The 26,150-nt window shown below is 64.0% G+C and carries 22 protein-coding genes; 5 read left to right on the top strand and 17 right to left on the bottom strand.

What is annotated here, in order from left to right:
- Positions 1-20: 20 nt before the first annotated feature.
- From BT173_RS05365 to BT173_RS05420, 12 genes are all read right to left on the bottom strand, one after another.
- Positions 21-905, bottom strand: coding sequence for a sensor histidine kinase (locus BT173_RS05365; RefSeq protein WP_072427629.1), 885 nt, complete (start codon positions 903-905; stop codon positions 21-23).
- A gap of 219 nt (positions 906-1,124) precedes the next feature.
- Positions 1,125-3,602: a DNA translocase FtsK gene (locus BT173_RS05370; RefSeq protein ID WP_072427587.1), complete on the bottom strand. Its 2,478-nt coding sequence runs from the start codon at positions 3,600-3,602 to the stop codon at positions 1,125-1,127.
- A 114-nt stretch (positions 3,603-3,716) separates the two neighbouring features.
- The gene (locus BT173_RS05375; protein ID WP_072427588.1) at positions 3,717-4,460 is read right to left on the bottom strand and encodes a lysophospholipid acyltransferase family protein; all 744 of its coding nucleotides are present in this window, start codon (positions 4,458-4,460) and stop codon (positions 3,717-3,719) included.
- Positions 4,461-4,500: 40 nt separating this feature from the next.
- On the bottom strand, positions 4,501-5,241 hold the full coding sequence (locus BT173_RS05380; RefSeq protein ID WP_072427589.1) for a flagellar motor protein: 741 nt from the start codon (positions 5,239-5,241) through the stop codon (positions 4,501-4,503).
- Positions 5,242-5,326: 85 nt separating this feature from the next.
- Positions 5,327-6,073, bottom strand: a complete 747-nt coding sequence (locus BT173_RS05385; RefSeq protein ID WP_084658211.1) for an RNA polymerase sigma factor FliA — start codon at positions 6,071-6,073, stop codon at positions 5,327-5,329.
- Positions 6,074-6,269: 196 nt separating this feature from the next.
- Positions 6,270-7,160, bottom strand: a complete 891-nt coding sequence (locus tag BT173_RS05390; protein ID WP_175545557.1) for a MinD/ParA family ATP-binding protein — start codon at positions 7,158-7,160, stop codon at positions 6,270-6,272.
- Positions 7,161-7,174: 14 nt separating this feature from the next.
- A complete protein-coding gene (gene flhF / locus BT173_RS05395; protein ID WP_217651403.1) occupies positions 7,175-8,803 on the bottom strand; it encodes a flagellar biosynthesis GTPase FlhF in 1,629 nt (542 codons plus the stop codon).
- A gap of 70 nt (positions 8,804-8,873) precedes the next feature.
- On the bottom strand, positions 8,874-10,928 hold the full coding sequence (flhA, locus tag BT173_RS05400) for a flagellar biosynthesis protein FlhA (RefSeq protein ID WP_245794132.1): 2,055 nt from the start codon (positions 10,926-10,928) through the stop codon (positions 8,874-8,876).
- Between the two features lie 204 nt (positions 10,929-11,132).
- Positions 11,133-12,272 (bottom strand): flagellar biosynthesis protein FlhB, encoded by a 1,140-nt coding sequence (gene flhB, locus BT173_RS05405; RefSeq protein ID WP_072427593.1) that lies wholly within the window; start codon positions 12,270-12,272, stop codon positions 11,133-11,135.
- 72 nt (positions 12,273-12,344) lie between these two features.
- On the bottom strand, positions 12,345-13,280 hold the full coding sequence (locus BT173_RS05410) for a hypothetical protein (protein ID WP_072427594.1): 936 nt from the start codon (positions 13,278-13,280) through the stop codon (positions 12,345-12,347).
- A gap of 96 nt (positions 13,281-13,376) precedes the next feature.
- The gene (locus tag BT173_RS05415; protein ID WP_072427595.1) at positions 13,377-14,678 is read right to left on the bottom strand and encodes a GGDEF domain-containing protein; all 1,302 of its coding nucleotides are present in this window, start codon (positions 14,676-14,678) and stop codon (positions 13,377-13,379) included.
- A 62-nt stretch (positions 14,679-14,740) separates the two neighbouring features.
- A complete protein-coding gene (locus BT173_RS05420; protein ID WP_072427596.1) occupies positions 14,741-16,234 on the bottom strand; it encodes a glycoside hydrolase family 13 protein in 1,494 nt (497 codons plus the stop codon).
- 49 nt (positions 16,235-16,283) lie between these two features.
- Here BT173_RS05420 and BT173_RS05425 point away from each other — a divergent pair, with 49 nt between their 5' ends.
- Entirely contained in the window at positions 16,284-16,769 is a 486-nt protein-coding gene (locus BT173_RS05425; RefSeq protein ID WP_072427597.1) for a YajQ family cyclic di-GMP-binding protein, read from the top strand.
- A 189-nt stretch (positions 16,770-16,958) separates the two neighbouring features.
- Positions 16,959-19,172 carry a carbohydrate binding family 9 domain-containing protein gene (locus BT173_RS05430; protein ID WP_072427598.1) on the top strand — a complete coding sequence of 738 codons (2,214 nt, stop codon included), beginning with the start codon at positions 16,959-16,961 and terminating at the stop codon, positions 19,170-19,172.
- A gap of 52 nt (positions 19,173-19,224) precedes the next feature.
- On the opposite strand, the gene waaF is transcribed toward BT173_RS05430, so the two are convergent.
- Genes waaF through BT173_RS05445 form a run of 3 tightly spaced genes read right to left on the bottom strand, consistent with a single transcriptional unit; the run spans position 19,225 to position 21,458 of the window.
- Entirely contained in the window at positions 19,225-20,283 is a 1,059-nt protein-coding gene (waaF, locus tag BT173_RS05435) for a lipopolysaccharide heptosyltransferase II (RefSeq protein WP_072427599.1), read from the bottom strand.
- 3 nt (positions 20,284-20,286) lie between these two features.
- Positions 20,287-20,490, bottom strand: coding sequence for a zinc-finger domain-containing protein (locus BT173_RS05440; protein WP_072427600.1), 204 nt, complete (start codon positions 20,488-20,490; stop codon positions 20,287-20,289).
- A 47-nt stretch (positions 20,491-20,537) separates the two neighbouring features.
- Positions 20,538-21,458, bottom strand: coding sequence for a branched-chain amino acid transaminase (locus BT173_RS05445; protein ID WP_175545558.1), 921 nt, complete (start codon positions 21,456-21,458; stop codon positions 20,538-20,540).
- Positions 21,459-21,583: 125 nt separating this feature from the next.
- Between BT173_RS05445 and BT173_RS05450 the strand changes: the two genes are divergently transcribed.
- On the top strand, positions 21,584-21,988 hold the full coding sequence (locus tag BT173_RS05450) for an MAPEG family protein (RefSeq protein WP_072427601.1): 405 nt from the start codon (positions 21,584-21,586) through the stop codon (positions 21,986-21,988).
- Positions 21,989-22,032: 44 nt separating this feature from the next.
- On the opposite strand, the gene BT173_RS05455 is transcribed toward BT173_RS05450, so the two are convergent.
- Together BT173_RS05455 and BT173_RS05460 are read right to left on the bottom strand one after the other, a co-directional pair.
- On the bottom strand, positions 22,033-23,298 hold the full coding sequence (locus BT173_RS05455; RefSeq protein ID WP_072427602.1) for a sensor domain-containing diguanylate cyclase: 1,266 nt from the start codon (positions 23,296-23,298) through the stop codon (positions 22,033-22,035).
- A gap of 30 nt (positions 23,299-23,328) precedes the next feature.
- Complete coding sequence (locus tag BT173_RS05460; RefSeq protein WP_072427603.1) at positions 23,329-23,808, bottom strand: dihydrofolate reductase; 480 nt, start codon at positions 23,806-23,808, stop codon at positions 23,329-23,331.
- Positions 23,809-24,028: 220 nt separating this feature from the next.
- Between BT173_RS05460 and BT173_RS05465 the strand changes: the two genes are divergently transcribed.
- Both BT173_RS05465 and BT173_RS05470 read left to right on the top strand, forming a co-directional pair.
- Positions 24,029-24,604, top strand: a complete 576-nt coding sequence (locus tag BT173_RS05465; protein WP_072427604.1) for an ANTAR domain-containing response regulator — start codon at positions 24,029-24,031, stop codon at positions 24,602-24,604.
- A gap of 15 nt (positions 24,605-24,619) precedes the next feature.
- Entirely contained in the window at positions 24,620-25,789 is a 1,170-nt protein-coding gene (locus BT173_RS05470; RefSeq protein ID WP_072427605.1) for a CmpA/NrtA family ABC transporter substrate-binding protein, read from the top strand.
- The last annotated feature ends 361 nt before the right edge of the window (positions 25,790-26,150 follow it).

Here is a 26,150-nt window from a genome sequence, read left to right on the forward strand (position 1 = left end):
TGGCGGAGTCGGAGTGGTGATTAGGGTTTGGCCGGGATCACTTCGTAAGGCACCTGGATGGTGGCCAGCGTGCCGCCTTCGGGCGGTACGCTGATGATCAGCTCAGCGCGGCCGTTATACAAGACCTTGAGCCGTTCGCGGATATTGGCCAAGCCCACGCCGCCACCCGATTTGGGCACGAAGCCCATGCCGGTATCGAGTACATGCACGGCCAGCTTGCCATCGATGATCTCCGCGCTGATCTCCAGTCGGCCCCCTTCGGCCTTCGGTTCCAGGCCGTGCTTGATGGCGTTTTCCACCAGGGTCTGCAGCATCATGGACGGGAAGACCGCGGATTTGAGCCCTTCCGGCACGTTGACCTTGGGCTGCAGGCGTTCTTCCATACGCACCGCCATGATCTCGAGGAAGGCGCTGGACAGGCTGACCTGCTGACCGAGCGAAGGCCGGCCGCCCTCGCGCATCTGTGGCATGGCCGAGCGCAGATAGCGGATCAGGCTCTGTTGCATCTTGGATGCACGTGGTGGGTCGGTCTGGATCAGCTGGTCGATGCTGGCCAGGGTATTGAACAGGAAATGCGGTTCGATCTGGGCCTGCAGCGCTTCCATGCGCGCTTCCAGTACTGTGCGTTCCAGCTGTTCGGTCTCGGCGCGCTCGGTGGCGCGGCTGGCGGTCAGCTCGGCGCTGCGCTTGCCGCCGGCCACCACCTTGATGATGCAGGAGGCGACGATCAGCATGATCATCGGCTCGGGGCTGTTCATCATGCCGGCCAGCATCATGCCCAGGAAGGACACGATCATCAGCGTCTTCCACGGCACCACCGCCAGCCAGTCGAAGAAGCGCCACCACAGCACGACGATGGCGTCGCCGATTTCGCGCAAGGTCTGTTTGGTATCGGATTGCTGCATGCTAATGGGCTTCTTCCTGGTTTCGCTACGCTGTTCGTACGGTGTGGTCTGATCGTCTTGCATGGTATCGCCCTCGACTGGCTGGCTTTTCATGTGGCCAGATTAAGCAGGGGCGTGAACAGAGGACAGCGTGGAAAGATGCAATGCGCGTTGGCAGGGATGGAATGCAGGACGCCGTGATATTCGGCGTCCTGCGCGCGTAGTGGCGGTTAACAAGCCCTAGTCTTCGCGTGCCGGCACCAGTACGGTGCGGTTGCCATTGGTTTCCATTGGACTGACCAGGCCCGCCTGTTCCATCTGCTCAATCAGGCGCGCGGCACGGTTATAGCCAATGCGCAGCTCGCGCTGCACCGAGGAAATGGATGCCTTGCGGGTACGAATGACAAAGGCGACCGCCTTGTCATACATCTCGTCACCCTCGCCATCGCCGCCGCTAACGAGGCCAAACTCGCCCGCGCCACCTGCTTCGCCGCCCATACCTTCCACCTGGCCGGTTAGGATGCCTTCTATGTAATTGGGCTCGCCCTGCGACTTGAGGAATTCGACCACGGCATGTACTTCCTCATCGGCCACGAAGGCGCCGTGGATGCGCTGCGGATAGCCGGTGCCGGGCGGCAGGAATAGGCCATCACCCTGGCCGAGCAGGCTTTCGGCGCCCATCTGGTCGAGAATCGTGCGCGAGTCGATCTTGCTGGAAACCTGGAAGGCGCAGCGGGTGGGGATATTGGCCTTGATCAGGCCGGTGATCACGTCTACCGAGGGGCGCTGGGTGGCCAGGATCAGGTGGATGCCGGCCGCGCGGGCCTTTTGCGCGAGGCGCGCAATCAGCTGCTCGATCTGCTTGCCGGCCACCATCATCAGGTCGGCCAGCTCGTCGATCAGCACCACGATCAGCGGCAGCGGCTCGAGCGGTTCGGGATTATCCGGCGTCAGGCTGAAGGGGTTGGTCAGCTTCTCGCCGCGCTTGGCCGCTTCCTTGACCTTGGTATTGAAGCCAGCCAGATTGCGCACACCCATCGCGCTCATCAGCCGGTAGCGCTTTTCCATTTCGGCTACGCACCAGTTCAGCGCGTTGGCGGCGTGCTTCATGTCGGTCACCACCGGGGCCAGCAGGTGCGGGATGCCTTCGTAGATGCTCAGTTCCAGCATCTTCGGGTCGACCATGATCAGGCGCACTTCCTCGGGCGTGGCCTTGTAGAGGAAGGACAGGATGATGGCATTCATGGCCACCGACTTGCCCGAGCCGGTAGTACCGGCCACCAGCATATGCGGCGCCTTGGCGAGGTCGGTCACCACCGGCTTGCCGGAAATATCCTTACCCATGGCCATGCTCAAGAGCGAGCTCGAATCATGATAGGGCTGCGAGCCGAGTATCTCGGACAGGCGCACGATCTGGCGCTTGGGGTTGGGTAGTTCGAGGCCCATATAGGTCTTGCCGGGGATCGTCTCGACCACGCGGATGCTGACCAGGGACAGCGCACGCGCCAGGTCCTTCATCAGATTGACCACCTGCGAGCCCTTGACGCCGACGGCCGGCTCCACCTCGTAGCGGGTGATCACCGGACCTGGGTAGGCGGCCACCACCTTCACTTCCACGCCGAATTCGGCCAGCTTGCGTTCGATCAGGCGCGAGGTGTATTCGATCGTCTCGTGGCTGACCACTTCCTGGGTCGGTGGCGGTGGCGACAGCAGGGTGATGCTAGGTAGCTCACCGCTGCCGCTATTGATCAGCGCCGGGGTCTTCTTGCTGACCATCTTGGGTTTGAGCGGGCTACTGGCTGTTGCGGCAGGTGCAGCTTCCTGAGGGGCGTCGTCCCAAGGTGGCAGCTCGTCCTCGGCGAATAGCGAGGGCTGGGCCTCGGCCAGCTTGGCTTTTTCCTGTGCCTTTTGCTCCAGCTCCAGCTCCTTGAGCATGGCCTTGGACGGCGGAATCTCCAGCGTAGGTTCCTCGATGCGCAAGGCGGGGGCATCCTCGAAACGCTGCTTCTCCACCGTGACGCGCTGCTCACGCGCCTGAGCGGCCGATTCGCCGATCTTGCGGTCCTGGCGTGCCTGCCAGAAGTCGAAGACGAAGCGGGCCTTGTCTTCTATCCAACCGCCGAGTTTTTCCATCAGCTCCAGCCAGGAAATGCCGGTGAACAGCGATAGGCCAATCGCTAGGCTGGCCAGCAGGATCAGCGTGGCGCCGATAAAGCCGAGCCCATGGAACAGCCAGCTGCCGAGCGCAAAACCGAGAATGCCGCCCGGCCGGTCGGGCAGCGCCCAGCCCATGCCGTGCAGGCGTAGCGCTTCCATGCTGCTGCTGGACAGTAGCACCAGCAGATAGCCGCTGATGGCGACCACGGCCAGGCGGCGGTTCTGCTGTACCTTTTCCAGGCGTCGGTAACCCCACAGGATGGCGGCCAGGCAGAACACCACCCACCACCAGGCCGAGAAGCCGAACAGGGCCAGCAGCACATCGGCCAGCCAGGCGCCAAAGGCACCGCCCTTGTTCTGGATGGCGATCTGGGTGGCGGCATGCGACCAACCGGGGTCGGACGGGGTGTAGCTGGCCAGGATGATGACCAGATAGATGCCAGCCACCACCGCCAGCAGCCACCAGCTCTCGCGCAGCGCGGCCGCGAACTGCGGGGGCAGGGGATTCGATTCGCGCGTGCTGCGCTTGGCTTCGTTCTTGGGACGGCGTGAGAAAAACATGGGCACGGTCTGAAAGAGAATGGCGCAGATTATACCCGCAGCATAAGCGCCGCCGGGGCGCGCTTCGGCCTGGTTGCCGGTATTTGTGGACAGGAGGGTACGCTGTCCAGATGACTATTCGAGGAAGCGCTTCTGCCAACCCAGATACAGACGATGGGCGTGTTCCTTCATCGCCTCGGCCGATTCGAAATGGGCCGGATCGATCGGCTCGAACACATGGTAGTCGGCCCGCGGGTTTGGTGAGGTGGCGATCTGCCACAGCTTGTAGAGCAGGTGCTGGTCGGCCCACTCGAAGCGCTCCTGCGCCTGGTAATGCAGGAAGACTGGCAGCAGCGGCACGCCGCTCTCATAACTGGCGATAAACGCGCCATTGAAGAAGCGCCCACCCAGGCGGCGTCCCTTGCAGCCACCTTCCGGATAGAGGGCCAGATTGCTGCCGCTGCGCGCGGCATCGACCAGGGCCTGGGTGGCGGCCTTGCGCGAATCGGACGACTCGCGCTTGACGAATAGGGTGCCGGCGGCCACGGCCACCCGGCCAACTATCCACCAGTCGGCCACCTCGGCCTTGGCCAGCGAGCGCACCGGGAACAGGGCGGGGATGCCGATATCCTCGAAGGCGGACGGATGGTTGGCGATCAGCACATAGCGCGGCGGCAGGCTGCCGCGGTAGTGCTGATGCAGGCGCAATTCCACCCCCAACGCGCGCACGAAGCTGCGGCACCAGGCGCGAAAGGGCAGCGGGTAGACGCGCCGGATCAGAGCGGTGGGCAGCTGGGCCAGCGCCAGCATCAGTAGCGTGAACAGCGCCAGTTCCAGCACGGCGATCAGGCGCCACAACAGCTTGAGCAGCGCGAGCATGGTGAACCTTGTCGGGAAGGGGGCGGGTGTGCGCGCCAGTTTAGGCCAGGAAGCCGCGCAGCTTGTTTTCGATGATGCGCGGGTTTTCGCCGTGGGCGATGGCAAACAGTCCCTCGGTGATCATCTCGCGCCGTTTGACCTCGCTGGCCACCAGGTATTTGAGCTTATTGCTGATGGGCAGGAAGAGCAGGTTGGCTGAACCGACGCCATAGATGGTGGCGACGAAGGCCACCGCGATGCCCGAACCGAGCTTGCTCGGATCGGTGAGGTTTTCCATCACATGGATCAGGCCCATCACCGCGCCGAGGATGCCGATGGTCGGTGCATAGCCGCCGGCTGCTTCCCAGATCTTGGCCGCAGCGCGGTGTTTTTCCTCATAGCTGCCGATTTCCAGCTCCATGGTATGGCGGATCGCTTCCGGCTCGGCACCATCCACCAGCATCTGCAGCGCACGCTTCACAAACGGGTCTTTCTCGGCCGCCAGGGGGTTTTCCAGCGCCAGCAGGCCGCCACGCCGGGCGATATTGCTCCAGTTGACCACGCTCTTGATCCAAGGCTCGAGCGCCATCGGCGGTGGGGTGGCCATCCATTTCAGCATGCGCATACCCAGCATGAAGCTGGGCAGGCTGCTCTGCAGCAGTACCGCGCCCAGGGTGCCACCAATAACGATCAGGAAGGCCGTGCCTTGCAGCAGCGAGGAGATCTGGCCGCCTTCCAGCACTTGGCCGCCGAGTATGGCGAGCATGCCTAGCAGCAGGCCGATCAGACTTAATCTGTCCATGAGGATGGGCAATCTTCTTGTTGGGCGGGTTCGCCGGGTTTATAGCAGATTTCCGGCCCGGACCGCACGGTGCCTGGGCTGGCTGTTACTTTTCCGTCCAGTCGCGCAGGCGCGCACGCAGGCGGGCGACGGCCTGGCTATGCAGCTGGCTGACGCGCGATTCGGTGACATTGAGTACCGCGCCGATTTCCTTCAGGTTCAGCTCCTGCTCGTAATACAGGGCCATCACCATCTTTTCACGCTCGGGCAGCCGGGCGATGCCGTCCACTAGCACGCGACGGAAGTCGCTATCGTCCAGTTCGCGTAGCGGGTCGGCATCGTGGTCGGCAGCCAGATTGTCGAGCGAGTTGCGCCCGTCTTCCTCGTTGTCGAAATCGTCGTAGTAGACGAGCTGATGGCCACGGCAGTCGGACAGCATCTCCTGGTAATCGGTCAGCGACACGCCCATCTCGGCCGCCACATCGGCTTCGCTGGGCGCGTGGCCGAGGCTGTGACCAAGCTTGACGATGGCTGCCTCGATATCGCGCATCGAACGGCGCAGCTGGCGTGGCATCCAGTCCGCCTCGCGCAGCTCATCCAGCATGGCGCCGCGGATGCGCTGGGTGGCGAAGGTCTCGAATTGCACGCCGGCCAGTGGGTCGAAATTGCGCGCGGCCTCCATCAGGCCGATCAGACCGGCCTGGATCAGGTCATCCACCTCCACACTGGCGGGCAGGCGCGCCACCATGTGATAGGCAAGCTTCTTCACCAGCGGCGCATGCGTGCTGACGCGCGTCTCGACCGGATCGGCAGCGTGTTGCTTGTAGGCGCCCAGGGCGCGGGTGGAGGACATGCGCGAGGTCAAAGCGAGGAAAGATGGCTTCTTTATGCGCCAGACTGGCGGGGATTACCAAGTTCGGCGCGTACTGGCGCAAACCGGCTTGCGGGCAAGAGTAGCAACGGCCGCCTGGGCTGGCAATCTGGCCGCGCCTGCGGTTTTCCCGCGCTGCTTGCAGGGATTTGATTTGGCAGGATAAAGCACGCGTGCTTTAGCGTAGCGAGGCCAGCCGACGGCTGACATCCAGCGCGCGGTAGAGCAGATTGGCGCGGTCGGCGCTGTGGGCGCGGCGTGGCCAATGCTGCATGACCGAGGCCAGCTGGGTGAAAGCCTCCACTGCCTCGGCCTGCGGGAAGGCCTGCGCCACCGGCTGGCCGAGCTGGTCGGCGCGCGCCAGCTGTTCGTCTTCGGGCACGAAGCCGACCAGCTTGAGGCGTACGTCCAGATAGCGGCCGGCAACCTCCTTGACCCGCTGGAACAGGGCCATGGCGGTTTCCAGCGTACGCACCCGGTTGGCCAGCACCCAGAACTGGCGCCGGCCGAATTCGGTATGCAGGCGCTTGATGCTGGCATAGGCATCGGTGATCGACTCGCCCGAGGGGGTGATCACCACCACCACATCGTCGGCCGCCAGCGCCAGGCCCGGTGCGCTGCCTTCCACCACCGGGCGCGCATCCACCAGCACCCAGTCTATGCGTGCGATCAGGGAATCGTATTCATCGGCCAGCTGCTCGGCCCGGCCGGGTGGCAGGTGGCCGGCCTGGGCCAGCGAGAGTTTGAGCGGCATCAGCTCGAAACCCGGGGCGGCCAGCAGCAGCTCATCCAGGCGCACATCGCGCCCGGCCACATGTTCGAAGGCGAAGCGCTGGCGCAGCTGCAGGCGGTGCACGGCATTGTGACGGCTATCGTCCTCATCCAGCAGCAGCACGCGCCGGTCCTGGGCTGCCAGTGCGCTGGCCAGGTTCAGCGCCAGGCTGGTCACGCCGGTGCGGCTGCCGCCAGTCAGTGCAACGGCGCGGCCGCCGGGACCGCCCACCAGGCGGCGCAGGCTGGCGGCCTGGTCCACCGCAATGGTGGCGACGCTATTATCCATGCGACCCATGGCCATGCTCCGCCTCAGGCCGCCGCTTCACGCCAGGAGAAATCCAGCGCCGGTGCCTGGCTCTGTGCGCCAAGAAACAGCGGGTACTCCTCATTCTTTAGCCGGTAGGCCGGTGCCTCGGGCGGCGTCTTGAACACGCGGTCGACCAGATAGAGCGCGCTGGCGATATGCAGGTCCTCGGGCACGCGCTGGCCATTGGTCATGTAATACAGCGGCAGCTTGTAGCGCACGATCACATCCAGGCCGCTGCCGAGCGAAAAGGCCTCATCGGTCTTGGTGAAGATGCAACCGGCCAGATTGTCGCCATGGTAGCGACGCACCACATCATCCAGCGTGGTGCCCTGTGCATTCGCGCTCAGCAGCAGCAGGCGCTTGACCGGCGTGCTCTGCCCGGCCAAGAGGGCGATCTGGTCGACCAGGCGCTGATCGCGCTGGCTCATGCCCACGGTATCGATGAGCACCAGATGGCGGTTGCGCAGATCGGCCAGGGTCTGGGCCAGATCGGTCTCATCGGTGACTGCATACACGGGCACGCCGAGGATCTTGCCATAGATGCGCAACTGGTCCTGGGCGCCGATCCGGTAGCCGTCGGTGGTGATCAGCGCGACCTTGGCCGCACCATGGCGCAGCGTGGCGCGTGCGGCCAGCTTGGCCACGGTGGTGGTCTTGCCCACCCCGGTCGGGCCGACCAGTGCATACACGCCACCGGCTTCCACGATGTCGGCACCGGGGCCGACGGTGGGCAGATTGTGCTGCAGCGCGGTGCGCGCCCACTTCATGCCGCGCTCGGTGCTATAGCCCTGCGGCATATGCTCGACGATCTGGCGGCTCAGCGCCGGGCTGAAGCCGACCGAGAGCAAGCGACGCAGCACTTCCAGCCGCTCGGGCGCATGGCGCTTGAGTTCGTTCCAGGCAAGGCCGGCCAGCTGCCCTTCCAGCAGGCTGCGCAGCATCTTGATCTCGCTGGAGATGTCTTCCACCTCGTGGCTGATGCTGTCGATTTTCTTGACCTGCTCATCGGGCACCGCAGGTGGATTTGTCGCCGCGGCGGGTTGGGCCGCCTCAGTCGATACGGCGCTGGGCACTGGCGCTTCGGGCTTGGCGGCAATCGGCACCTCGGCCGGCGCCAGCGTGGGTTCCACGCGCGCCTGCGGTGCCGCTTCGCGAGTCAGATCGAGCTCGGGCGGCTCGTAGCGATAGCGCGGCGAGAAGGCGGCACCCGAAGTCGGATGGTTATCGGGCACCACATCGCCGCCCACCTTGGCCGAGGCCATCATGGTGGGCAGGCGGCTGGCGGCCGGGCGCGCCGTGGGGCGCACATCGTCCAGGGTCGGCTCCTCGTCGTCATCGAGCTCGGGCGGTAGCGCATAGGTGCGCTGCATGGCGCGCGCGCCGCCGGCCGGTGGGCGCGGACTGATGAGGGCATCGGGGCTGGCAGCCTTGGACGGGCTGCTGGCTGGCGCGCTGGGCCGGCCCGCCGGTTTGGGCTGGGTCAGCGCCGATACCTCGGTATCGGCGACCGCCATGATCTCGATATGCCCATCCGGCAGCTGGCGATTGGAGAGGATCAGTGCGTCTGGGCCCAGCTCGTCGCGCACCTGCTTGAGCACCTCACGCGTGCTCGCTCCATGGAATTTTTTCACTACCATGTCCTGTCCTTTCCCGATTGGGTGCGGTGTTTGGCTTCACCGTCTATCACTATGCGGCCTTGCATCATGCCGCGGCCCCCCGGCCGCCGAGTACACCCACGATGCGTATGGTCTTGTTGTCGGGGATTTCGCTGTGCGAGAGCACGCGGAACTGCGGAATCGAGCGGCGCAGGAAGCGGCTGAGCAGGGGGCGCAGCTGCGCCGGCGTGATCAGCACGCTGTTCAGGCCCTGGTTTTCCAGCTGCTCGGTCAGCTGGCTGGCCTGCTGCAACAGCGTTTCGGCCAGGCCCGGTTCTAGTCCACCGCCGCCGCGGCCCTGGCTGGCCTGCAGCAGCACCTGCTCGAGGCCCGGGTCAAGCGCAATCACCTGCAGCTCGTTTTCGCCCGGGAAGAGCTGATGGATGATGGCGCGGCCGAGGCCAACCCGGGTGGCCGAGGTCAGTTCGTCCACATCCATGGTCTTGGTTACATGCTCGGCCAGGGTTTCCAGAATGGTGCGCATATCGCGGATATGCATGCCCTCGTCGAGCAGGTTCTGCAGCACCTTCTGCAGGATATTGATCGGCACCAGCTTGGGCACGATGTCCTCGACCAGCTTGGGGAATTCCTTGCTCATATGGTCGAGCAGCTGCTGCACTTCCTCGCGGCCAAGCAGTTCGGCGGCATGGCTTTGCAGCAGATTGGAGATATGGGTGGCCACCACGGTGCTCGCGTCCACCACCGTATAGCCGAGCGACTGCGCCTGCTCCTTGAGCTGGGCGTCGATCCAGGTGGCCGGCAGGCCGAAGGTCGGGTCGGTGGTCGGCGTGCCGGGCAGGGCGCCCATCACCCGGCCGGGGTTGATGGCCAGCAACTGGCCCAGATAGGCCTCGCCCTGGCCCACGTCCACGCCCTTGAGCTGAATGCGGTAGGCATTGGCCTTTAGCTCGAGGTTGTCGCGGATATGGATGGGTGGCACCAGAAAGCCCAGGTCCTGGGCGATCTTCTTACGGATGCCGCGGATGCGGCGTAGTAGCTCGCCATCCTGGTTGCGATCGACCAGCGGAATGATGCGGTAGCCGACTTCGAGGCCGACCGGATCGACTGGCGCCACATCGTGCCAGCCCACTTCCTGGGTTTGCTGTTCCTGGGCACGCTGCGCCTCCTGCGCGGCGGCGGCCACCTGAGGTTCGGGTTCGGCCGTGCGTGCCTTTTCCTTCTGCTCAAGCTTCCAGGCCAAGAAGGCTATGCCGGAGGCCATCAGCAGGAAGGCGAAGTGCGGCATATTCGGGATCAGGCCGAACAGGCCGATCACCGCAGCGGTGATATACAGGGTGGTCGGCTTGGAGAACATCTGGCCGAGAATCTGCTCGGACAGGCTGTCGTCGCCCACGCGCGACACTACAATGCCGGCCGCGGTGGAGATGATCAGGCCGGGAATCTGCGCGACCAGGCCGTCGCCGATTGATAGCAGGGTATAGGTCTTGCCGGCTTCGGCGAAGGCCATATCGTGCGAGAGGATGCCGACGATGATGCCGGCCACCAGATTGATCACGATGATCAGGATGCCGGCCACCGCATCGCCGCGCACGAATTTGGATGCACCGTCCATGGAGCCGAAGAAGTCGGCTTCCTGGGCAATGATCTTGCGGCGCTTGCGCGCGTCTTCCTCGCCGATCAGGCCGGCGTTCAGGTCGGCATCAATGGCCATCTGCTTGCCGGGCATGGCATCCAGCGTGAAGCGCGCGCTCACTTCGGCGATACGCCCGGCACCCTTGGTGATCACCACGAAGTTGATGATGGTCAGGATCACGAACACCACGATGCCGATGGCGATATTGCCACCGATCAGAAAGTGGCCGAAGGACTCGATCACCTTGCCGGCCGCCGCATCGCCCTGGTGACCATTGGTCAGGATCACCCGCGTAGAGGCGACGTTCAGGGCCAGGCGCAGCAGGGTGGTCATCAGCAGCACGACCGGGAAGGACGAGAAGTCGAGCGGTTCCTTGGTATTGATGGCCACCATCAGCACGATGATGGAAATGGCGATATTGAAGGTGAAGAATAGGTCCAGCAGAATGGGCGGCAGCGGCAGGATGAACAGGGTCAGCACCATCAGGATCAGGATGGGGCCGGCCATGGAGCTAAGGTTCAAACGGAAAGGCATGTGCGAGGGGCGCCTGTGGCTGCTGCAAAAACTGCCAAAACAAGCAGTTACTCTTCATAAGCTGGTTTTAAAAACCACGCTTTCATATTGAATTATCTCATTTTTTCGCTTTTGTCACGAGCGACGTGCAAGCAGGCCCCGGCTGTGGGGAAAATGTCGGCCTTGGTCTGCGAGGTATCAGGCCTCGCCGCCCGGGTCGAGCTCGGCCGGTACCGGCAATTGCTTGGCCAGCGAGGGTTCGTGGCCGCCAAAGCGCTGGAAGTGATTGAGCTGGTAGATATAGGCGAGCACCTCGGCCACCGCGGTATACAGCGGGGTGGGAATATCCTCGCCCAACTCGGCATGATGGTAGAGCGCGCGCGCCAAAGGCGGCGTGCGTAGCACTGGTACCTTGTTCTCGCGCCCCAGCTCGATGATGCGCTCGGCCAGTAGGAAGGAGCCCTTGGCCACCACGCGCGGCGCCTTCATGGTCTTCTCGTCGTACTGCAGCGCCACGGCATAGTGGGTCGGGTTGGTGACGATCACATTCGCCTTGGGCACCTCGCTCATCATGCGCTGGCGCGCTGCCTGCATCTGCAGCTGGCGGATCTTGGCCTTCACCTGCGGGTCGCCGTCTGATTCCTTGTTCTCCTGCTTGACCTCTTCCTTGGTCATGCGCAGGTTCTTCTTGTAGTCCCACAGCTGGAAGGGCACATCGATGGCCACGATCACGATCATCGAGCCGGCCACCATCAAGAGCGTGAACTTGGTCAGCTCCCACAGGTAGGCGAGGCTCTCGTACGGCGGCATGGCCACCAGCTGAATGACTTCTTCCTTTTCGAACCACAGCGTGGCGACGGCTACGCCGCCAATCAAGGCGGATTTGAGAATGGCCTTGCTCATGTCTACCAGGGCGCGGGTAGAGAACATCCTCCCTATCCCGGTCATGGGGTTCAGCTTGCTGAACTTGGGTGTGACTGCATCGAAGGTGAACAGCCAGCCGGACAGCATGATGGAGGAGGCGATGGCGGCCACCACGGTGGTGGCAAGCAGGGGCAGCAGGGCCACCAGGGCATCGGCGCAAGCCTGCGAGAGATGGATCAGCAACTGGTCCATATCGCCGAGGGTGCGGCGGTCGAAACTCAGATTGGCGCGGGTGATCTTCTTCAGCGCTTCGAGCAGATCGGCGCCGGTGGCGATCAGAGCCACCACGCCGGCCATCACCACCGAGAAGGTGACCAGCTCTTGCGAGCGGGCGACCTGGCCCTTGCTACGCGCCTCTTCCAGCCGGCGCGGACTAGGGTCTTCAGTACGTTCGAGATCGCTGTCTTCAGCCATGCTCTATATCCTGCTCGGCGTGAACGAAGTGGCTGAGCAAACAGGCCGCCTTGAAGGGCGGCCTGCACATGCTTACTTGGCGCGGTTGATGCTGGCCATGGTGGCCTGGCTGACCTTGGTCAGGTCGGCCGGCTTCTGGCGGATCATGTCCGCATAGCGCGCCTTCTTCTTGGCAAAGCCCTCCACCAGTAGCCAGCCGGCGAAGCGGGCTTCAGCCAGCTGGGCGCCGCGGTAGTTGTCGAGCGTGGCGGCGCTGCCATCGCCCAGTTTGGGCAGCATGGTGCTCAGAATGGTCTTGCGATTGGCACGCAGGCGCGCCAGCTCATCGGCATTGATGCCCAGATACTGCTCGATGCCCTTGCCGGGTGCCACGGCGGCCGCGCCGTGCGCAACCACGCCTTCACCCACCACCAGCTCGGCCAGCGTGCGGGGCTTGCTGCCCCAGCCCGCGGTCTTTTCCAGCATGGTTTCACCAAGCAGGCGCGCCATGGGCACCAGGCGTGCATCAGCCCCCACTTCCAGCGGCAGATACAGATTGACGACGTCCTCTTCCTTGTCACGCCATACACGGCCTTCGAAGGCACCCACATAAGTGACCAGGCGCAAGCTCATCGACTGACTCAGGCTCTGCAGCTTGGACAGATTGCCAATGGCTTGGCTCGATTCGGCGGCAATGCCATCAAAACCGGCCTCGATCTGCGGCAGTACGCCCGCATAGCGTGGCCAGGCACTATCGAGTGCGGCGCGTGCGGCTTCCGGCGTGCTCTGGGCGCTGAAGTCGTAATGCTTCTTGAACAGGCGCCAGCGGCGGTCTTCCAGGCTTTCCTGCACCGGGGCGGGCTGGCCGGCTGCTGGTGCGACGACGGGCGGCAGCGGCTTGTTGGCCTGGTCGTAGAAGTCGACAAAGTCGGCCGACAGATCGCGCACCTTCAGATCGAGGGTGGCTTCGGCGGCCTGGGCACTGCCCAGCGTGAGGGCTAGGCTGGCAGCCAGAATGAAGTGACGCATGGGAAAGCTCCGCAAACGGGTAGAGACGGCAATCAGCTGCCCTCGTGGGGCAGGGTGGCGCGCATTCTACGCGCGCACGCCGGCCCATGCACACGACTAGCCGACAATGCGATTGCGCCCGGCCTGCTTGGCTTTGTAGAGCTGGGCATCGGCATGCAGGAACAGCTCGTTCTCGCTGCGCAGGGCCGGGAAGGCGGCTGCGCCCCCGCTGAAGCTGAACTGCTTGTCCTGGCCTGGCGCCACTTCGAATACCAGCGCATTAAAGCCGATGCGCATGCCGTCAAGGCGCTTGATCATGTCTTGCAGCTCGCAATCCCAGAACAGCATGACGAATTCTTCTCCGCCAAAACGGCTGAGCAGGTCCTCGGCGCGCATATGGCTGCTCAGGTGCAGCGACAGGCGCTTGATCACGATATCGCCGAAGTAATGCCCCCAGGTGTCATTGATGGTCTTGAACTTGTCGATATCGATGACCGCCAGGCCAAGCGGCTTGCCGGCCTGCTCGGCCTGCTTGATCAGCTCGCTGGCCGCCTGCTGGAAGCCTATCTTGTTCAAGAGACCAGTCGCGCGGTCACGGCTGATCAGGTCGCGCGCCAGACGTATCTTGCCCAGGCGGTTGATCAGCTGACGGCTCAGCACATCACTGGCCTTGTGCATGATCAGCGAATCGAAGCCGTCGGCCACCGCGCGGCGCGCAAGCGCCTCATCGCTGCTCTCCATCAGCAGCATCACTTCCAGATTCGGGTCCGCTTCCAGATTGCGCTTGAGGATGCGCACGATGCTCTCGGTGCGCCGGTACTGGGCCTCCGAGATCACCACGATGTCGGGTTGCAGGCGGCGTACCTCGCGCTGCAGGCTCTGTAGCTCGTGGTGTTCGATGACCTGGATGCGCCGCTCCTGCAGGATGGCCAGATCGAACACCTGCTGCAGGCCGACCAGCATGACCTTGCCGGCCATATTGCGCCGCGCCTGGGCGAAGAGATTGAACAGCTTGTCGACCAGCTTGTCGTTGGCGATCGGCTTTTCCGCGTAAGCCAGGCAGTTCGATTCGACCAGCATCTGCTGCAGGAGGAAGCGCCCGCTCTGCTTTTCGGTCTGCAGATACACATAGTCACGATTGGCCGGCAGCTGCTTGAACAGATCGCGCAGAAACAGGGTGCGATTGCCGTCCGCCGTCTGCAGGCTATAGAGCACGTCCAGGTCCACTACCAGCAGATCGTCCTCGTCCGCCACCAGCACGGCCTGCTGGAAGTCGACCATCTGGTCGAAGAACAGCATGTCGAAATCGTACTTATGGGCCAGCAGGATCAACTCCTGCTGGTTGTCCTTGATGAAGAAGGTCTGCGCGAGCACATAGGCACGGCGCTGGTAGAGGTGTTCGCTGTCGGCTGGTCTCACATCCGCTTCCTGGCGTGGTGGCCAGGCCGGTCTGCGCCGGCCTTGGCCTGTTGGTCAGTTCTTTATACGCGGTTGCGCGGCTTAAAGAACAGGTAGTGCTGGTAAGGCTCGTAGGCCTGGTAGATGGCCGAGGCACCGGCCGGGACATCCAGCTGCACGCTGGCGGCCTGCATGCGCAGCTCGGGCGCATTGCCCAGAGCATCGCGCAGCGGCACACCGTCGTACCAGTGCGAGAACGGCAGCAGTAGCTTGGCCCGCAGCGGCTGCTCGCCCTGGTTGACCACTACCAGCGCCGCTTCGCCCGGCTGGCCGGTATGGCGCAGGAAGACCAGCGCATTGCCTGGCAGGCGGTCGCCCAGCACAGTCACCTCGCCATATTGCAGCGCCGGGTTGGCCTGGCGGATGGCGATCAGCTGCTTGACCCAGGCGCGCTGGGTCTGGTTCCACTCAGCCTCGTTCCAGCGCATGGGGCGGCGGCAATCGGGGTCGGCGCCGCCTTCCATGCCGATTTCCTCACCGTAGTACACCAGCGGCACACCCGGCAGGGTCATCTGCATGACCAGTGCGGTACGCGCCTTTTCCTCGCTGCCCACGGTGGTGATCAGGCGCGGCGTATCGTGGCTGGACAGCATATTCCACGAGCAGAGCAGGCCCTTCAGCCCATAGCCTTCGCGCGCATCGCGCACTGCGGCATTCATCTGCACGGCGTCGATCTCGCCCGCCAGCCAGGCCAGCGTGGCGGTGCGGTACCAGTAATTCATCATGCCGTGGAAGCCGCCGCCGGCCTGGAACCAGCTAGCCGAGTAGCCATTGAGCTCGCCCAGAAGGCCGGCCGTGGGGAAGCGCTGGCCCACGCATTCGGCCATTTCCTGCGCAAACGGAATACCGACGTCCTGTGCCACGTCGAAGCGCCAGTTATCGATGCCTTTTTCCAGCCAGTGCTGCACCAGGCTGTGCGGCTGGCGATACAGCACATCACGCACCGCCGGATTGCTCAGGTTCAGCTCGGGCATCAGGCCGTAGTCCTGCCAGCACTGGTGCTCGCCTTGTTCATTGAAGGTAAACCAATCGCGCTTGTCGGAGTCACCGGCCTTGGCCGCCAGGAACCACGGGTGCTGATCGGACACATGGTTGAGCACTGCGTCCAGGGTCAGGCTCATGCCACGCGCGTGCAGCGCGTCGATCAGGCGCTTGAGCGCGGCTTCACCGCCAAACATCGGGTCGATGCTGAAGAAATCGGTCGCATCGTATTTGTGATTGCTCGGGGCGCTGAATACCGGGGTCAGGTAGACGCCGGTCACGCCCAGATCGCTCAGATAGTCGAGCTTGTCGGCAATGCCATCGAGATCGCCGCCGTAAAACTGATTGCCCCAGGGCTGCTGCAACGTGCTCTCATCCCAGCCGCGCTTGTGCACGCCGGGAATGTCGTACGCCGGCTGGGCCAACTTGGCCTCGCTGCTTAAGCCACCACCAATGGCAAAGCGCTCGGGAAAGATCTGATACACGACCTGGCTGGCCGTCTTGCGGGTAAAGGCATCTAGGGCTGCTGTTTTCATGGTTCACTCGGGTAAAATGGGACAACTGTTTTTATTGGGAACCGAGATTATGCCGTCTTTCGACATTGTGTCCGAAGTGAACGAAGTGGAAGTCAAGAACGCGGTCGAACAGACCAATAAGGAGGTCGGCAATCGCTTCGACTTCAAGGGTTCGGATGCGCGCGTCGAGCAGGCCGAGAAGGTGCTGACCGTGTTTGCTGACAATGAATTCCAGCTTGAGCAGGCCAAGGAAATCCTGCTCGGCAAGTTCGCCAAGCGCGGCGTGGATACGCGTTGCCTGGACGAGGGCAAGGTTGAGAAGATCAGCGGCAACAAGGTCAAGCAGACGATTACCGTCAAGGTTGGCATCGAGACTGAGCTGGCGAAGAAGATCGTGCGCGTGATCAAGGATTCCAAGCTCAAGGTGCAGGCCAGCATCCAGGGTGAGGCGGTGCGCGTGTCGGGCGCCAAGCGCGACATCCTGCAGGACACGATTGCGCTGGTGAAAAAGTCGATCGAAGAGTTCCCGCTTCAGTACCAGAACTTCCGCGACTGAGTCGGGGCGCTACCCCGCCTGGGGCCGGACTCGTACAGCCCATCGCCGCCGCTTGCGCTTCGTCGCAGCGGCGGCGCTGTTTTTGGGCGCTGCATTTATCCTGCGCCCCGCCTGGCTGTCATCGCTAGCGGCCAGCCACTGGGCTGGCGCAAGAAAACCAATAATAACGCTCCGACGGGAACCGAATTCATGCACAAGTTTGCACTCTTACTCAGCGGCGTCTTTGCGCTGCCCGCGGCGGCGGAGATGCGCGCCCATGCGCTGCCAGGCCCCGGCCAGATCCAGCTGGATGGCCGGCTCGATGAGGCCGCCTGGGCGCAGGCGCCACGCCATGCGGAATTCTTCGAACATACGCCCAATGATGGCCGGCCGGCTGCACAGCCCACCGCCATGCGCATTGCCTATGACGCGCAGTATCTCTATGTCGGCCTCGAGGCGACCGACCCTGAACCTGGCGCGATACGTGAGCCGTTTGCACGGCGCGACAAGGTGCTGGGCGATCAGGATTTCTTTGTCTTCTACCTGGATACCGCTGGCGACGGTAAGGCCGCGCAGTTCTTCCGCGTGAATCCGCGCGGCGCGGTTGGCGATGGCATGTTCACCGATACCGGTGGCGAGGACTTCTCGCCCGATTACGACTTCGAGGCGGTGGCCAGCCGTACGCCCGCAGGCTGGTCGGCCGAGCTGCGCATCCCGTTTTCGGCCCTGTCGTATAACGCCGGCATGAAAGCCTGGCGGGTGATGCTGCTGCGCAGCCTGACCCGTGGCGACCGCTACCGGCTGACCAGTGGGCCTGCCCCGCGCAATACCAACTGTTTCCTTTGCTACAGCTCACCGCTGCAGGCGCTCAGCCCGCCTGCGCCGGCCGCCAACTGGACTTTCACCCCGCAGTGGCTGGCCAGCCATGCCGAGCGCACGCGCCCGGACGGCAGCCGCACGGTGCGCAAGGACAGCGAGCTGTCGCTGGACGTGAAAGTCCGCCCACGCTCGGACTGGGTGCTGGATCTGACCGTGAACCCGGATTTCTCGCAGGTGGAGCTCGATGCGCCGGCCCTGGCCGGGAACAGCCGCTTTGCGGTCTTCCTGCCCGAGAAACGCCCCTTCTTCCTGGAGGGCGCCGACCTGTTGCAAAGCCCCTTCCCAGACGAAGGCACTTTGCAGGCCGTGCATAGCCGCTCGATCACCGACCCGGCCTGGGGTAGCCGCGCCACCTGGCGTGGCGAGCAGGCCGATGTGACGGTGCTGACCGCGCGCGACAATGGCGGCGGGGTGGCCGTGCTGCCCGGTGCTTACGGTAACGACTTCGCCAGTCAGGACTACAAATCGCAAGCCACGGTGGCGCGCGCCAGTCTGCGCGATGGGCGCTGGCAGTATGGTGGCCTGTTGACCGATCGCACGCTGGCCAAGGGGCGTGGCTATAACCGTCTGGTCGGTGCCGAATCGTCCTGGCAGGCCGATGAGCACACACGCTTGCGCAGCCAGCTCTTGTGGAGCGAAACCACGGCCATCGCCAACGCTGAGCAGCGCCTGGAGCGCGGTGCGGCGCGCCAGGGCCATGCGCTGTATCTGGATGGCTCGCGGCAATGGCAGGACTGGGATCTGTTCGCGCGCTTCAAGGATATCGGTGCCGATTTCCGCGCCGACAATGGCTTTATCACCCAGACTGGCATCCGCAGCCTGCAGACTGAGCTCACGCGCAAGTTCGGCCACGAGGCGAGCTGGCGCGAGACCAACCCTTACTTCAATACCGAGTATGTGCAGGACCGTGCCGGCCGGGTGGTGAGCCAGAAGCTGACGCCGGGCCTGTTTCTGGCCGGCCCTTACGACAGCTTCTTCAATCTGGAATGGCATGGCAAGGAGCGCAGCCGTCTGGCTGCCGATGCGCCATTGCTCAAGCGCGACTATGTGCATCTGTACGCCGATGGCGCGCCAGGGCAGTTGCTGAACCGGCTGACCACCACGCTGGAGCTGGGCGATCAGATTGATTACGGCACCGGGCGCTTGGGGCGGGGCGGTTTTGCCAGCGTGTTTGCGCGCATGCGCCTGCATCCACGCCTGGAGCTCGAGCAGAAGCTCGACCGCGTCTGGGTGGATGGCGGCACAGCGCAGCGCACGCGCGCTTTCAGCGAGCTGGCCTACCAGTGGAACTCGATCTGGCATTTCAGCGCGCGCGATACGGCCCGGCTGATCTGGCAGCGTGCGCACAGCGAACGCAAGCTCGATGGCGAGGGCCAGCCGGTGGCCGAGCGCGAACGGCGCAATACCTGGTCGCTGGTGTATGCGCACCGGCGCGGCCTGGGGCGGGCGCTGTATGTGGGCGCCACCCTGGCCGATGCACGCGAAGGCGAGGCAGCACGCGATGAGCGGCGCGAGCTGTTTGTGAAGGCGTCCTGGGCGCTGTAGGTCTGCCACTGCCAAGAAAAAAGCGCCCTGGGGCGCTTTTTTCTTGGGCTGCTTATACCGGCAGTACCGGGATATAGGGGCTGGCCGGTGTGCCGGGCGGCTTGGTCAGTACGCGCGCCATGGCGGCTTCGACCAGGTCGGGCTCCAGCTTCTGCAGGCAGTCCAGATGCTTGAGCGGACACTGGCGTTCGAAGCAGGGGCTGCATTCGAGGTCGAGGGTGACGATCTCGGCCTGTTTGCTCAGCGGCGGGGTGAATTCCGGGCTGCTTGAGCCATACAGGGCCACGATGGGCCGCTCCAGCGCCGCCGCCACATGCATGAGGCCGGAATCATTGGTGACCACCAGGTGCGCGATCGAGAGCAGATCGATGGCCTGGGCCAGCGAGGTGCGCCCGGCCAGGTCGACCATGGGCACGCCAGCCTGCTCGGCAATCGCGCTGGTATCGGGCTTGTCCTTGGCCGAGCCGAACAACCAGACCGCATAGCCCTGCGACACCAGCCGGCGCGCCAGCTCGGTAAAATGCCGTGCCGGCCAGCGCTTGGCCGGGCCATATTCGGCACCCGGGCAAAAGGCCACCACCGGCTGCGCATCGCTGAGCCCGAGCGCCTGCAGCGCGGCCTGGCGCGAAGCCGGGTCGATATGCAGCTTGGGGGCGGGAATCGGGCGGGGCAGGGCGGCGCCATCCACTTCGGCCAGCACGGTAAAGCGCTCCACCATCTGCGGCAGCGCCTTGCGATCCAGAACACGGAAGTCGTTCAAGAGGCCATAACGACCCTCGCCGACAAAGCCGGTGCGCTGGGGAATGCGCGCAAACCACGGCACCAGTGCCGACTTCAGCGAGTTGGGCAGCACGATCACCTGATCGAACTGGCCACGCAGCTGGCGACCGAGCTTATAGCGCTCGCCCAGCTTGAGCGCGCCATGGCCGAAGGGGTTGCGCAGCGTGGCATCCACCTCGGGCATGCGGTCGAGCAGCGGCAGGGTCCAATCCGGGGCGATGACGGTCAGATGGGCGTCGGGCTGGTATTGCTTGATCCGCTGGTAGAGCGGATGCGCCATCACGCTATCGCCCACCCAGGCCGGGGCGACCACCAGGATGCGATGGGCCATCGATCAGTGGCCGTGGCCGGCCGGGCCGCCCTTGAGCACGTAATGGGTGCCGCAATACGGGCACAGTGCCTCGCCGGTGGTGCCGACTGGAATCACCACGCGCGGATGGGCATTCCACTTCAGCATGTCCGGCATTGGGCAGTACAGCGGCAAGTCCTTGGCTTCGACTTCGATATGGGTACGGGTGTTGTCTTTGAGTTGGGTCATGATGAGGTCCTGAAGGCCAGCCCGCAGGCCGGCCTGGGTTGCAGCGGTTAAACCAGGGTCAGCCAGTGGGCGTGCTGGGCCGATTCGCCCTTCACGGCCGCGAAGTAGGCGGCTTGCAGTACGGTGGTGATCGGGCCGCGCTTGCCGTCGCCAATCGCACGGCCATCGAGTTCGCGGATCGGCGTGACTTCGGCGGCGGTACCGGTGAAGAAGGCTTCGTCGGCGATATACACCTCGTCGCGGGTGATGCGCTTTTCGATCACCTCATAGCCATGTTCCTTGGCCAGCTGGAAGATGGTGTCGCGGGTGATGCCGGCGAGGCAGGAGGTCAGGTCCGGGGTGTAGATCTTGCCCTTGCGGATCACGAAGATGTTTTCGCCGGAGCCCTCGGCCACATAGCCGTCCACATCCAGCAGCAAAGCTTCTTCATAGCCATCGCGGGTGGCTTCCGAATTGGCGAGGATGGAATTCATGTAATTGCCATTGGCCTTGGCCTTGCACATGGTCACGTTCACATGGTGACGGGTGAAGGACGAGGTCTTCACGCGGATGCCCTTGTTGATGCCATCGTCACCCAGGTAAGCGCCCCAGGGCCAGGCGGCCACGATCACGTGCACATCGTTGCTGGGCGGTGCAATGCCGAGCTTGCCCGAGCCATAAAAGGCCATCGGGCGGAAGTAGCAGGACTTCAGCTTGTTCTCGCGCACCACGGCCTTGTGCGCCTCGTTGATCTCCTCCTTGCTGAAAGGCAGGCTCATGCCAAGGATCTTGGCCGAGTTGAACAGGCGCTCGGTATGGTCGTCCAGGCGGAAGATGGCCGGGCCCTGGCTGGTCTCGTACGCACGCACGCCCTCGAACACACCCAGGCCGTAGTGCAGGGTATGAGTCAACACATGGGTGGTGGCATCGCGCCAATCAACCAGCTTGCCGTCGTACCAGATAAAGCCGTCGCGGTCGGCCATGGACATGGTGTGTCTCCTTGGATTTCGTATAGGGGTGCAGCGAAAGCGGCATTTTAGCCGTTTCGGCCCGCCCGGGCCACGCGCCCAGCCGCCTGGGCTAAGATCGCGCTTCCCCTTATTCGGAGCCGTCCATGCATATCGCCTATAGCTGCCTGCTGATCGCCATCCTGCTGCCCTATATCTGGATCTATTTCGCCAAATTCGGTCGCTCGGACGACGGCATCGCCAAGCGCTACAACAACTACGCACCGCGTGCGCAGCAGGCCAAGCTGGAGGGTTACCGTGCCCGCGCCGTCTGGGCACACAACAATGCCTTCGAAGCCTTGCCCGGCTTTATCGCTGCGGTGCTGGTGGCAATACAGGCTGGTGTGCCTGCACCGCTGGTCAATGGCGCGGCCATCGTGTTCATCGTGGCGCGTGTCCTGCATGGCGTGTGCTACCTGGCCGATCTGGCCTGGCAACGCTCGGCCATCTGGGCGATCGGCTTGCTGGCGCTCGTCTATCTGTTTGTCCAGGCACTGCTGCATCTGGCCTGATCACTGAGCCGCGCTGCGGCTGCTGGGCAGATCGGCTTGGCCTGCTAGTCTTCGCTGGCGGCGCGATACACGGCATAGCGGTGCTTGCCATCGAACTTGGCCTGGTACATGGCGATATCGGCATGGCGGCGCAACTGGGCGGCGCTATTGCCGTGCTCGGGGCAGAGCGCAATGCCGATGCTGGCGCGCACGCTGACCTGCTGTCCGTCCAGCTCAATTGGGGCATCCAGGGTGGCCAGCATTTTCTCGGCCACCTGCACGGCATCCGCCTCACCGTTCAAATTGGCCAGCAGGACCATGAATTCGTCGCCGCCCTGGCGCGACACCGTATCGGACGCGCGCACGCAGCTGAGCAGACGCTTGGCGATCACTTTCAGCAGTTCGTCGCCGGCATCGTGGCCCAGCGTGTCGTTCACTTGCTTGAAGTCGTCCAGATCGATGAACAGCAGGGCCAGGGTTTTGCCCTGGCGTGCCTGCTGGCGCAGCGCCTGTTCGATGTGCTCGCTGAACAGGAAGCGATTGGGTAGCGCCGTCAGCGTGTCGTAAAAGGCAAGGTAGAGCACCCGCTCCTCGTTGAGCTTGCGACTGGTGATATCGCTGAGCAGGGCAAAGATCGAGGTGATCTGGCCGTCCACATCCGACACTGCCGACAGGCTGACTTCCACCGTGATGCGCTCGCCACCAGCGCGGCGCATGCCCAGTTCCAGCTTGCGGCTGGCCGCGCTACCCCAGCGCTCGCGCTGCTCAAACAGCTTGGCCATGCTGTCCTCGGTCAGCACTTCGTCCGGGCGCATGCGCAGCAGCTGTTCGCGTGGGTAGTTGAGTAGTTCGCACAGCGCCGGGTTCACATCCAGTAGCTCGCCGCTGCGCGCATCGAACAGCGCATAACCCTCATTGGCGGTTTCCAGCACGCGCCGATGGCGTTGTTCGCTCTCACGCAACGCTTCTTCCACCAAGTGCCGCTCGTGAATATCGGTAAAGCTGACGATCAGTGCGGACTTGCCGTCCAGATCCACCAGGCGCGCGGCCAGCAGCACCCAGACGCGCTGGCCGCCAGCCAGATTCAGGCGCGCTTCGAACTGGCGGATAAAGCCGTTATTGCGGGCAATCAGCAGGAACTGGCGCGCCAGGCTCGGATTGTCGAACAGATCGCGCAGGGCGGGCGCCGCATTGGGTAGGCCGAGCGTGTCGCGTGCCAGCTGATTGAGCGCCAGGATGGTGCCGCTATCGGCCTCGATGGCCAGTAGCGGCTGCGGAGACAGGCGAGCCATCTCGGCCAGCAGCGTGGCGGCGGGGTTGTCTGCGTTCATAGGTCCTGTTCTGGCCGGCCCCAGCGCGGGCTAGGCGCTGAGCTTTTCGTAGACCACAAAACTATAGGCGAAATCCTCGCCCTGGCGGGTGTCGCGGCGCAGCTCGCGGAACTGCGTGCGCGGCCAATCCGGGAAGAAGGCATCGCCGTCGAAGTCGGCATCGATCTCGGTCAGATAGAGCCGGTCCGCCAGCGGTAGCGCCTCGGCATACAGGCTGGCGCCGCCGATCAGGAATACTTCGTCCACCTCGCCGGCGGCAGCCACCGCCTCGGCAATCGAATGCACGACCGTTACGCCGTCGGCTTGCCAATTGCGGTCGCGCGTGACCACGATATTGTGTCGGCCGGGCAGTGGGCGGCCGATCGAGTCATAGGTCTTGCGCCCCATGATGATCGGATGGCCGCTGGTGGTGGCCTTGAAATATTTGAGGTCGTCGGACAGATGCCAGGGCAGGCGGTTGGCGATGCCGACGGTGTGGTTGCGGGCAAGGGCGGCGATCAGGGAGAGCATGGTGTGGCGTCCGCGGTGCGTATCGGCACCGTTTTGGGTGGTTAAGCTGCCTGTTGGTGCGCGTGTATGCACCTGTGTGGTGCTGTTTGGCGCATCGAGGGCAGGGTGCTGGGGGTGAAACAGCAGCTGAGTGCTTGTTTCTGCTGGCTTTTCTAGCCTGCGGGCTGGGTGGCCTGGGACTTGCTAACCAGAATATAAATTCCGCTTCCCAGTGCCGCCCATGCTACGTGTTCTGCTGGTCAATGATACCGAAAAGCCCATCGGCGAGCTGCGTATGGCCCTGTCCGTGCAGGGCTATGACATCTTGGCCGAGGTGGCCACGCCGCATGCCCTGCTGGCCGCGGTGGAGGGCCAGCGCCCCGATGTGGTGATCATCGATACCGAGTCGCCCTCGCGCGATACGCTCGAGCAGCTGGCGGTGATGAATACCCATGCGCCGCGCCCGGTGGTGATGTTCACCCAGGATGCCGACCAGCAACTGATCCGCGCCGCGGTGGGCGCCGGGGTGACGGCCTATGTGGTGGATGGCCTGGCACCCGCCAAGCTTGCTCCCATCATCGAAGCCGCGCTGGCGCGCTTTGCCGAAGAAAGCCGCTTGCGCCAGCGCCTGGCCGAGGTCGAACAGAAGCTGTCCGACCGCAAGCTGATCGACCGCGCCAAAGGCCTGCTGATGGACAAGCGCCAGATGAGCGAGGCCGCCGCCTACGACACCCTGCGCAGCCAGGCCATGAAGCAGGGCGCCAAGCTGGCCGATATCGCCAAGCAGATTATCGCGATGGCCGACTTGCTCGGCTGACCCGGAGTTGTATTGATGTCCTTCTCTTCTTCCCACGCCAGCCCCTGGCTGGCCGGTTCCGATGCCCCGGAAAAAACGCAGCTCAAGCTTGGCTTCGTACCGCTCACCGACTGCGCGCCGGTGGTGGTGGCCAAGATGCGCGATTTCGGGCGCCGCCATGGCATCGAGATCGAGCTGTGCCGCCAGCCTTCCTGGGCGGCGGTGCGCGACAAGCTCCTGTCGGGCGAGATTGATGCTGCGCACACCCTGTATGGCCTGGTCTATGGCGTGCAGCTGGGCATAGGCGGTCCACAAGCCGATATGGCGGTGCTGATGACCCTGAGCCAGAACGGCCAGGCGATTACCCTGAGCAATCAGCTGGCTGCCTCGCTGCGCGGGGTGGGCAATCTGCGCCAGGCGCTCGAATGCGAGCCGCGCAAGCCGGTGTTTGCGCAGACCTTTCCGACCGGCACCCATGCGCTCTGGCTGTATTACTGGCTGGCGGCGCAGGATGTGCATCCGCTCAAGGAAGTGCGCAGCGTGGTGATTCCGCCGCCGCAGATGAGCGATGCACTGGCGCGTGGCGAGCTGGATGGCTTCTGCGCGGGCGAGCCCTGGCATGCGGTGGCCGAGGCACGCAAAGTGGGGCAAACCGTGGTCAGCAGCAGCGAGATCTGGCCCGATCACCCGGAAAAAGTGCTGGCCTGCCGGCGCGACTTTGCCGCGCTCTACCCGAATAGCGCGCGTGCGCTGACCATGGCCGTGCTGGAAGCCTGCCAGTGGCTGGAAAGTGTCGAGCATCGCCGTGAAGCAGCGGCCTGGCTGTCCACCGACAGCATCACCGGCGCACCGGTCGACCTGATCGCGCCGCGCCTGCTCGGCGACTACGGTGGCTCGCCGCTGCGCCAGCCGCCGCGCCCGCTGCGCTTCTTCGCCGATGGGGCAGTCAACTTCCCTTATCTATCCGACGGTCTGTGGTTCCTCAGCCAGTATCGGCGCTGGGGCTTGCTGCGCGAGGCGCAGGACCTGGCTGGCATAGCGGCGGCCGTCAACCAGACTGCGCTCTACCGCGAGGCAGCCAGTGCGCTGGGTATCCCCGTGCCCGAGCAGGCTACACGCAGCAGCGTGTTGATTGATGGGCTGAGCTGGCAGGGCGAAGCGGCCGAGGCCTATGCGGATGGTTTCGCCATCCGCGCCGCAGACTAAGTGCAGCATGGCTGTTGGCCTGAGTAGCTGACTGGATATCGAGTCCTGGCTGCGCATGCAGGCTGTTTCCCCGCCAGCCATGCTGCGGCTAAGTCGGGCGTCGCGTGGCACCTGCTGGGCTGAATGTGAAAATTCCACCCCGTCCTGATTTGCCGTCGTCATAACTCAGCCCTTACACTCCCGCGCTATTCGCAGTGATGCCCACATCACGCACATCATTAGCATGCAATGCCCTCGCGGCATTGATGGGAGGAAACCCTATGGCCATGTCGCTCGCCGACCTGCCGAACGCGCTCGTCCAGCTGTTCGACCCGACGGCGCTGTTCGACGCCCACACCCGGCTGTATGCCCTGCAAGTGGC

This window comes from Chitinimonas taiwanensis DSM 18899 (assembly GCF_900119825.1).
Classification (GTDB): domain Bacteria; phylum Pseudomonadota; class Gammaproteobacteria; order Burkholderiales; family Chitinimonadaceae; genus Chitinimonas; species Chitinimonas taiwanensis.

Coding starts and splice junctions, on each gene's coding strand:
- BT173_RS05460 (WP_072427603.1), bottom strand. CDS start 23,808: ATGCTCTCCCTGATCGCCGCCCTTGCCCGCAACCACACCGTCGGCATC.
- BT173_RS05470 (WP_072427605.1), top strand. CDS start 24,620: ATGTCCTTCTCTTCTTCCCACGCCAGCCCCTGGCTGGCCGGTTCCGAT.
- BT173_RS05445 (WP_175545558.1), bottom strand. CDS start 21,458: ATGTCCATGGCCGACCGCGACGGCTTTATCTGGTACGACGGCAAGCTG.
- BT173_RS05455 (WP_072427602.1), bottom strand. CDS start 23,298: ATGAACGCAGACAACCCCGCCGCCACGCTGCTGGCCGAGATGGCTCGC.
- flhA (WP_245794132.1), bottom strand. CDS start 10,928: ATGGCCGGCCCCATCCTGATCCTGATGGTGCTGACCCTGTTCATCCTG.
- BT173_RS05425 (WP_072427597.1), top strand. CDS start 16,284: ATGCCGTCTTTCGACATTGTGTCCGAAGTGAACGAAGTGGAAGTCAAG.
- BT173_RS05410 (WP_072427594.1), bottom strand. CDS start 13,280: ATGCGTCACTTCATTCTGGCTGCCAGCCTAGCCCTCACGCTGGGCAGT.
- flhB (WP_072427593.1), bottom strand. CDS start 12,272: ATGGCTGAAGACAGCGATCTCGAACGTACTGAAGACCCTAGTCCGCGC.
- BT173_RS05465 (WP_072427604.1), top strand. CDS start 24,029: ATGCTACGTGTTCTGCTGGTCAATGATACCGAAAAGCCCATCGGCGAG.
- BT173_RS05390 (WP_175545557.1), bottom strand. CDS start 7,160: ATGGGTCGCATGGATAATAGCGTCGCCACCATTGCGGTGGACCAGGCC.
- BT173_RS05440 (WP_072427600.1), bottom strand. CDS start 20,490: ATGACCCAACTCAAAGACAACACCCGTACCCATATCGAAGTCGAAGCC.
- BT173_RS05385 (WP_084658211.1), bottom strand. CDS start 6,073: ATGTCCTCCACCCGCGCCCTGGGCGCCTACAAGCAACACGCTGCCGAT.
- BT173_RS05450 (WP_072427601.1), top strand. CDS start 21,584: ATGCATATCGCCTATAGCTGCCTGCTGATCGCCATCCTGCTGCCCTAT.
- waaF (WP_072427599.1), bottom strand. CDS start 20,283: ATGGCCCATCGCATCCTGGTGGTCGCCCCGGCCTGGGTGGGCGATAGC.
- BT173_RS05430 (WP_072427598.1), top strand. CDS start 16,959: ATGCACAAGTTTGCACTCTTACTCAGCGGCGTCTTTGCGCTGCCCGCG.
- BT173_RS05375 (WP_072427588.1), bottom strand. CDS start 4,460: ATGCTCGCGCTGCTCAAGCTGTTGTGGCGCCTGATCGCCGTGCTGGAA.
- BT173_RS05380 (WP_072427589.1), bottom strand. CDS start 5,241: ATGGACAGATTAAGTCTGATCGGCCTGCTGCTAGGCATGCTCGCCATA.
- BT173_RS05420 (WP_072427596.1), bottom strand. CDS start 16,234: ATGAAAACAGCAGCCCTAGATGCCTTTACCCGCAAGACGGCCAGCCAG.
- BT173_RS05370 (WP_072427587.1), bottom strand. CDS start 3,602: ATGTTTTTCTCACGCCGTCCCAAGAACGAAGCCAAGCGCAGCACGCGC.
- BT173_RS05365 (WP_072427629.1), bottom strand. CDS start 905: ATGCAGCAATCCGATACCAAACAGACCTTGCGCGAAATCGGCGACGCC.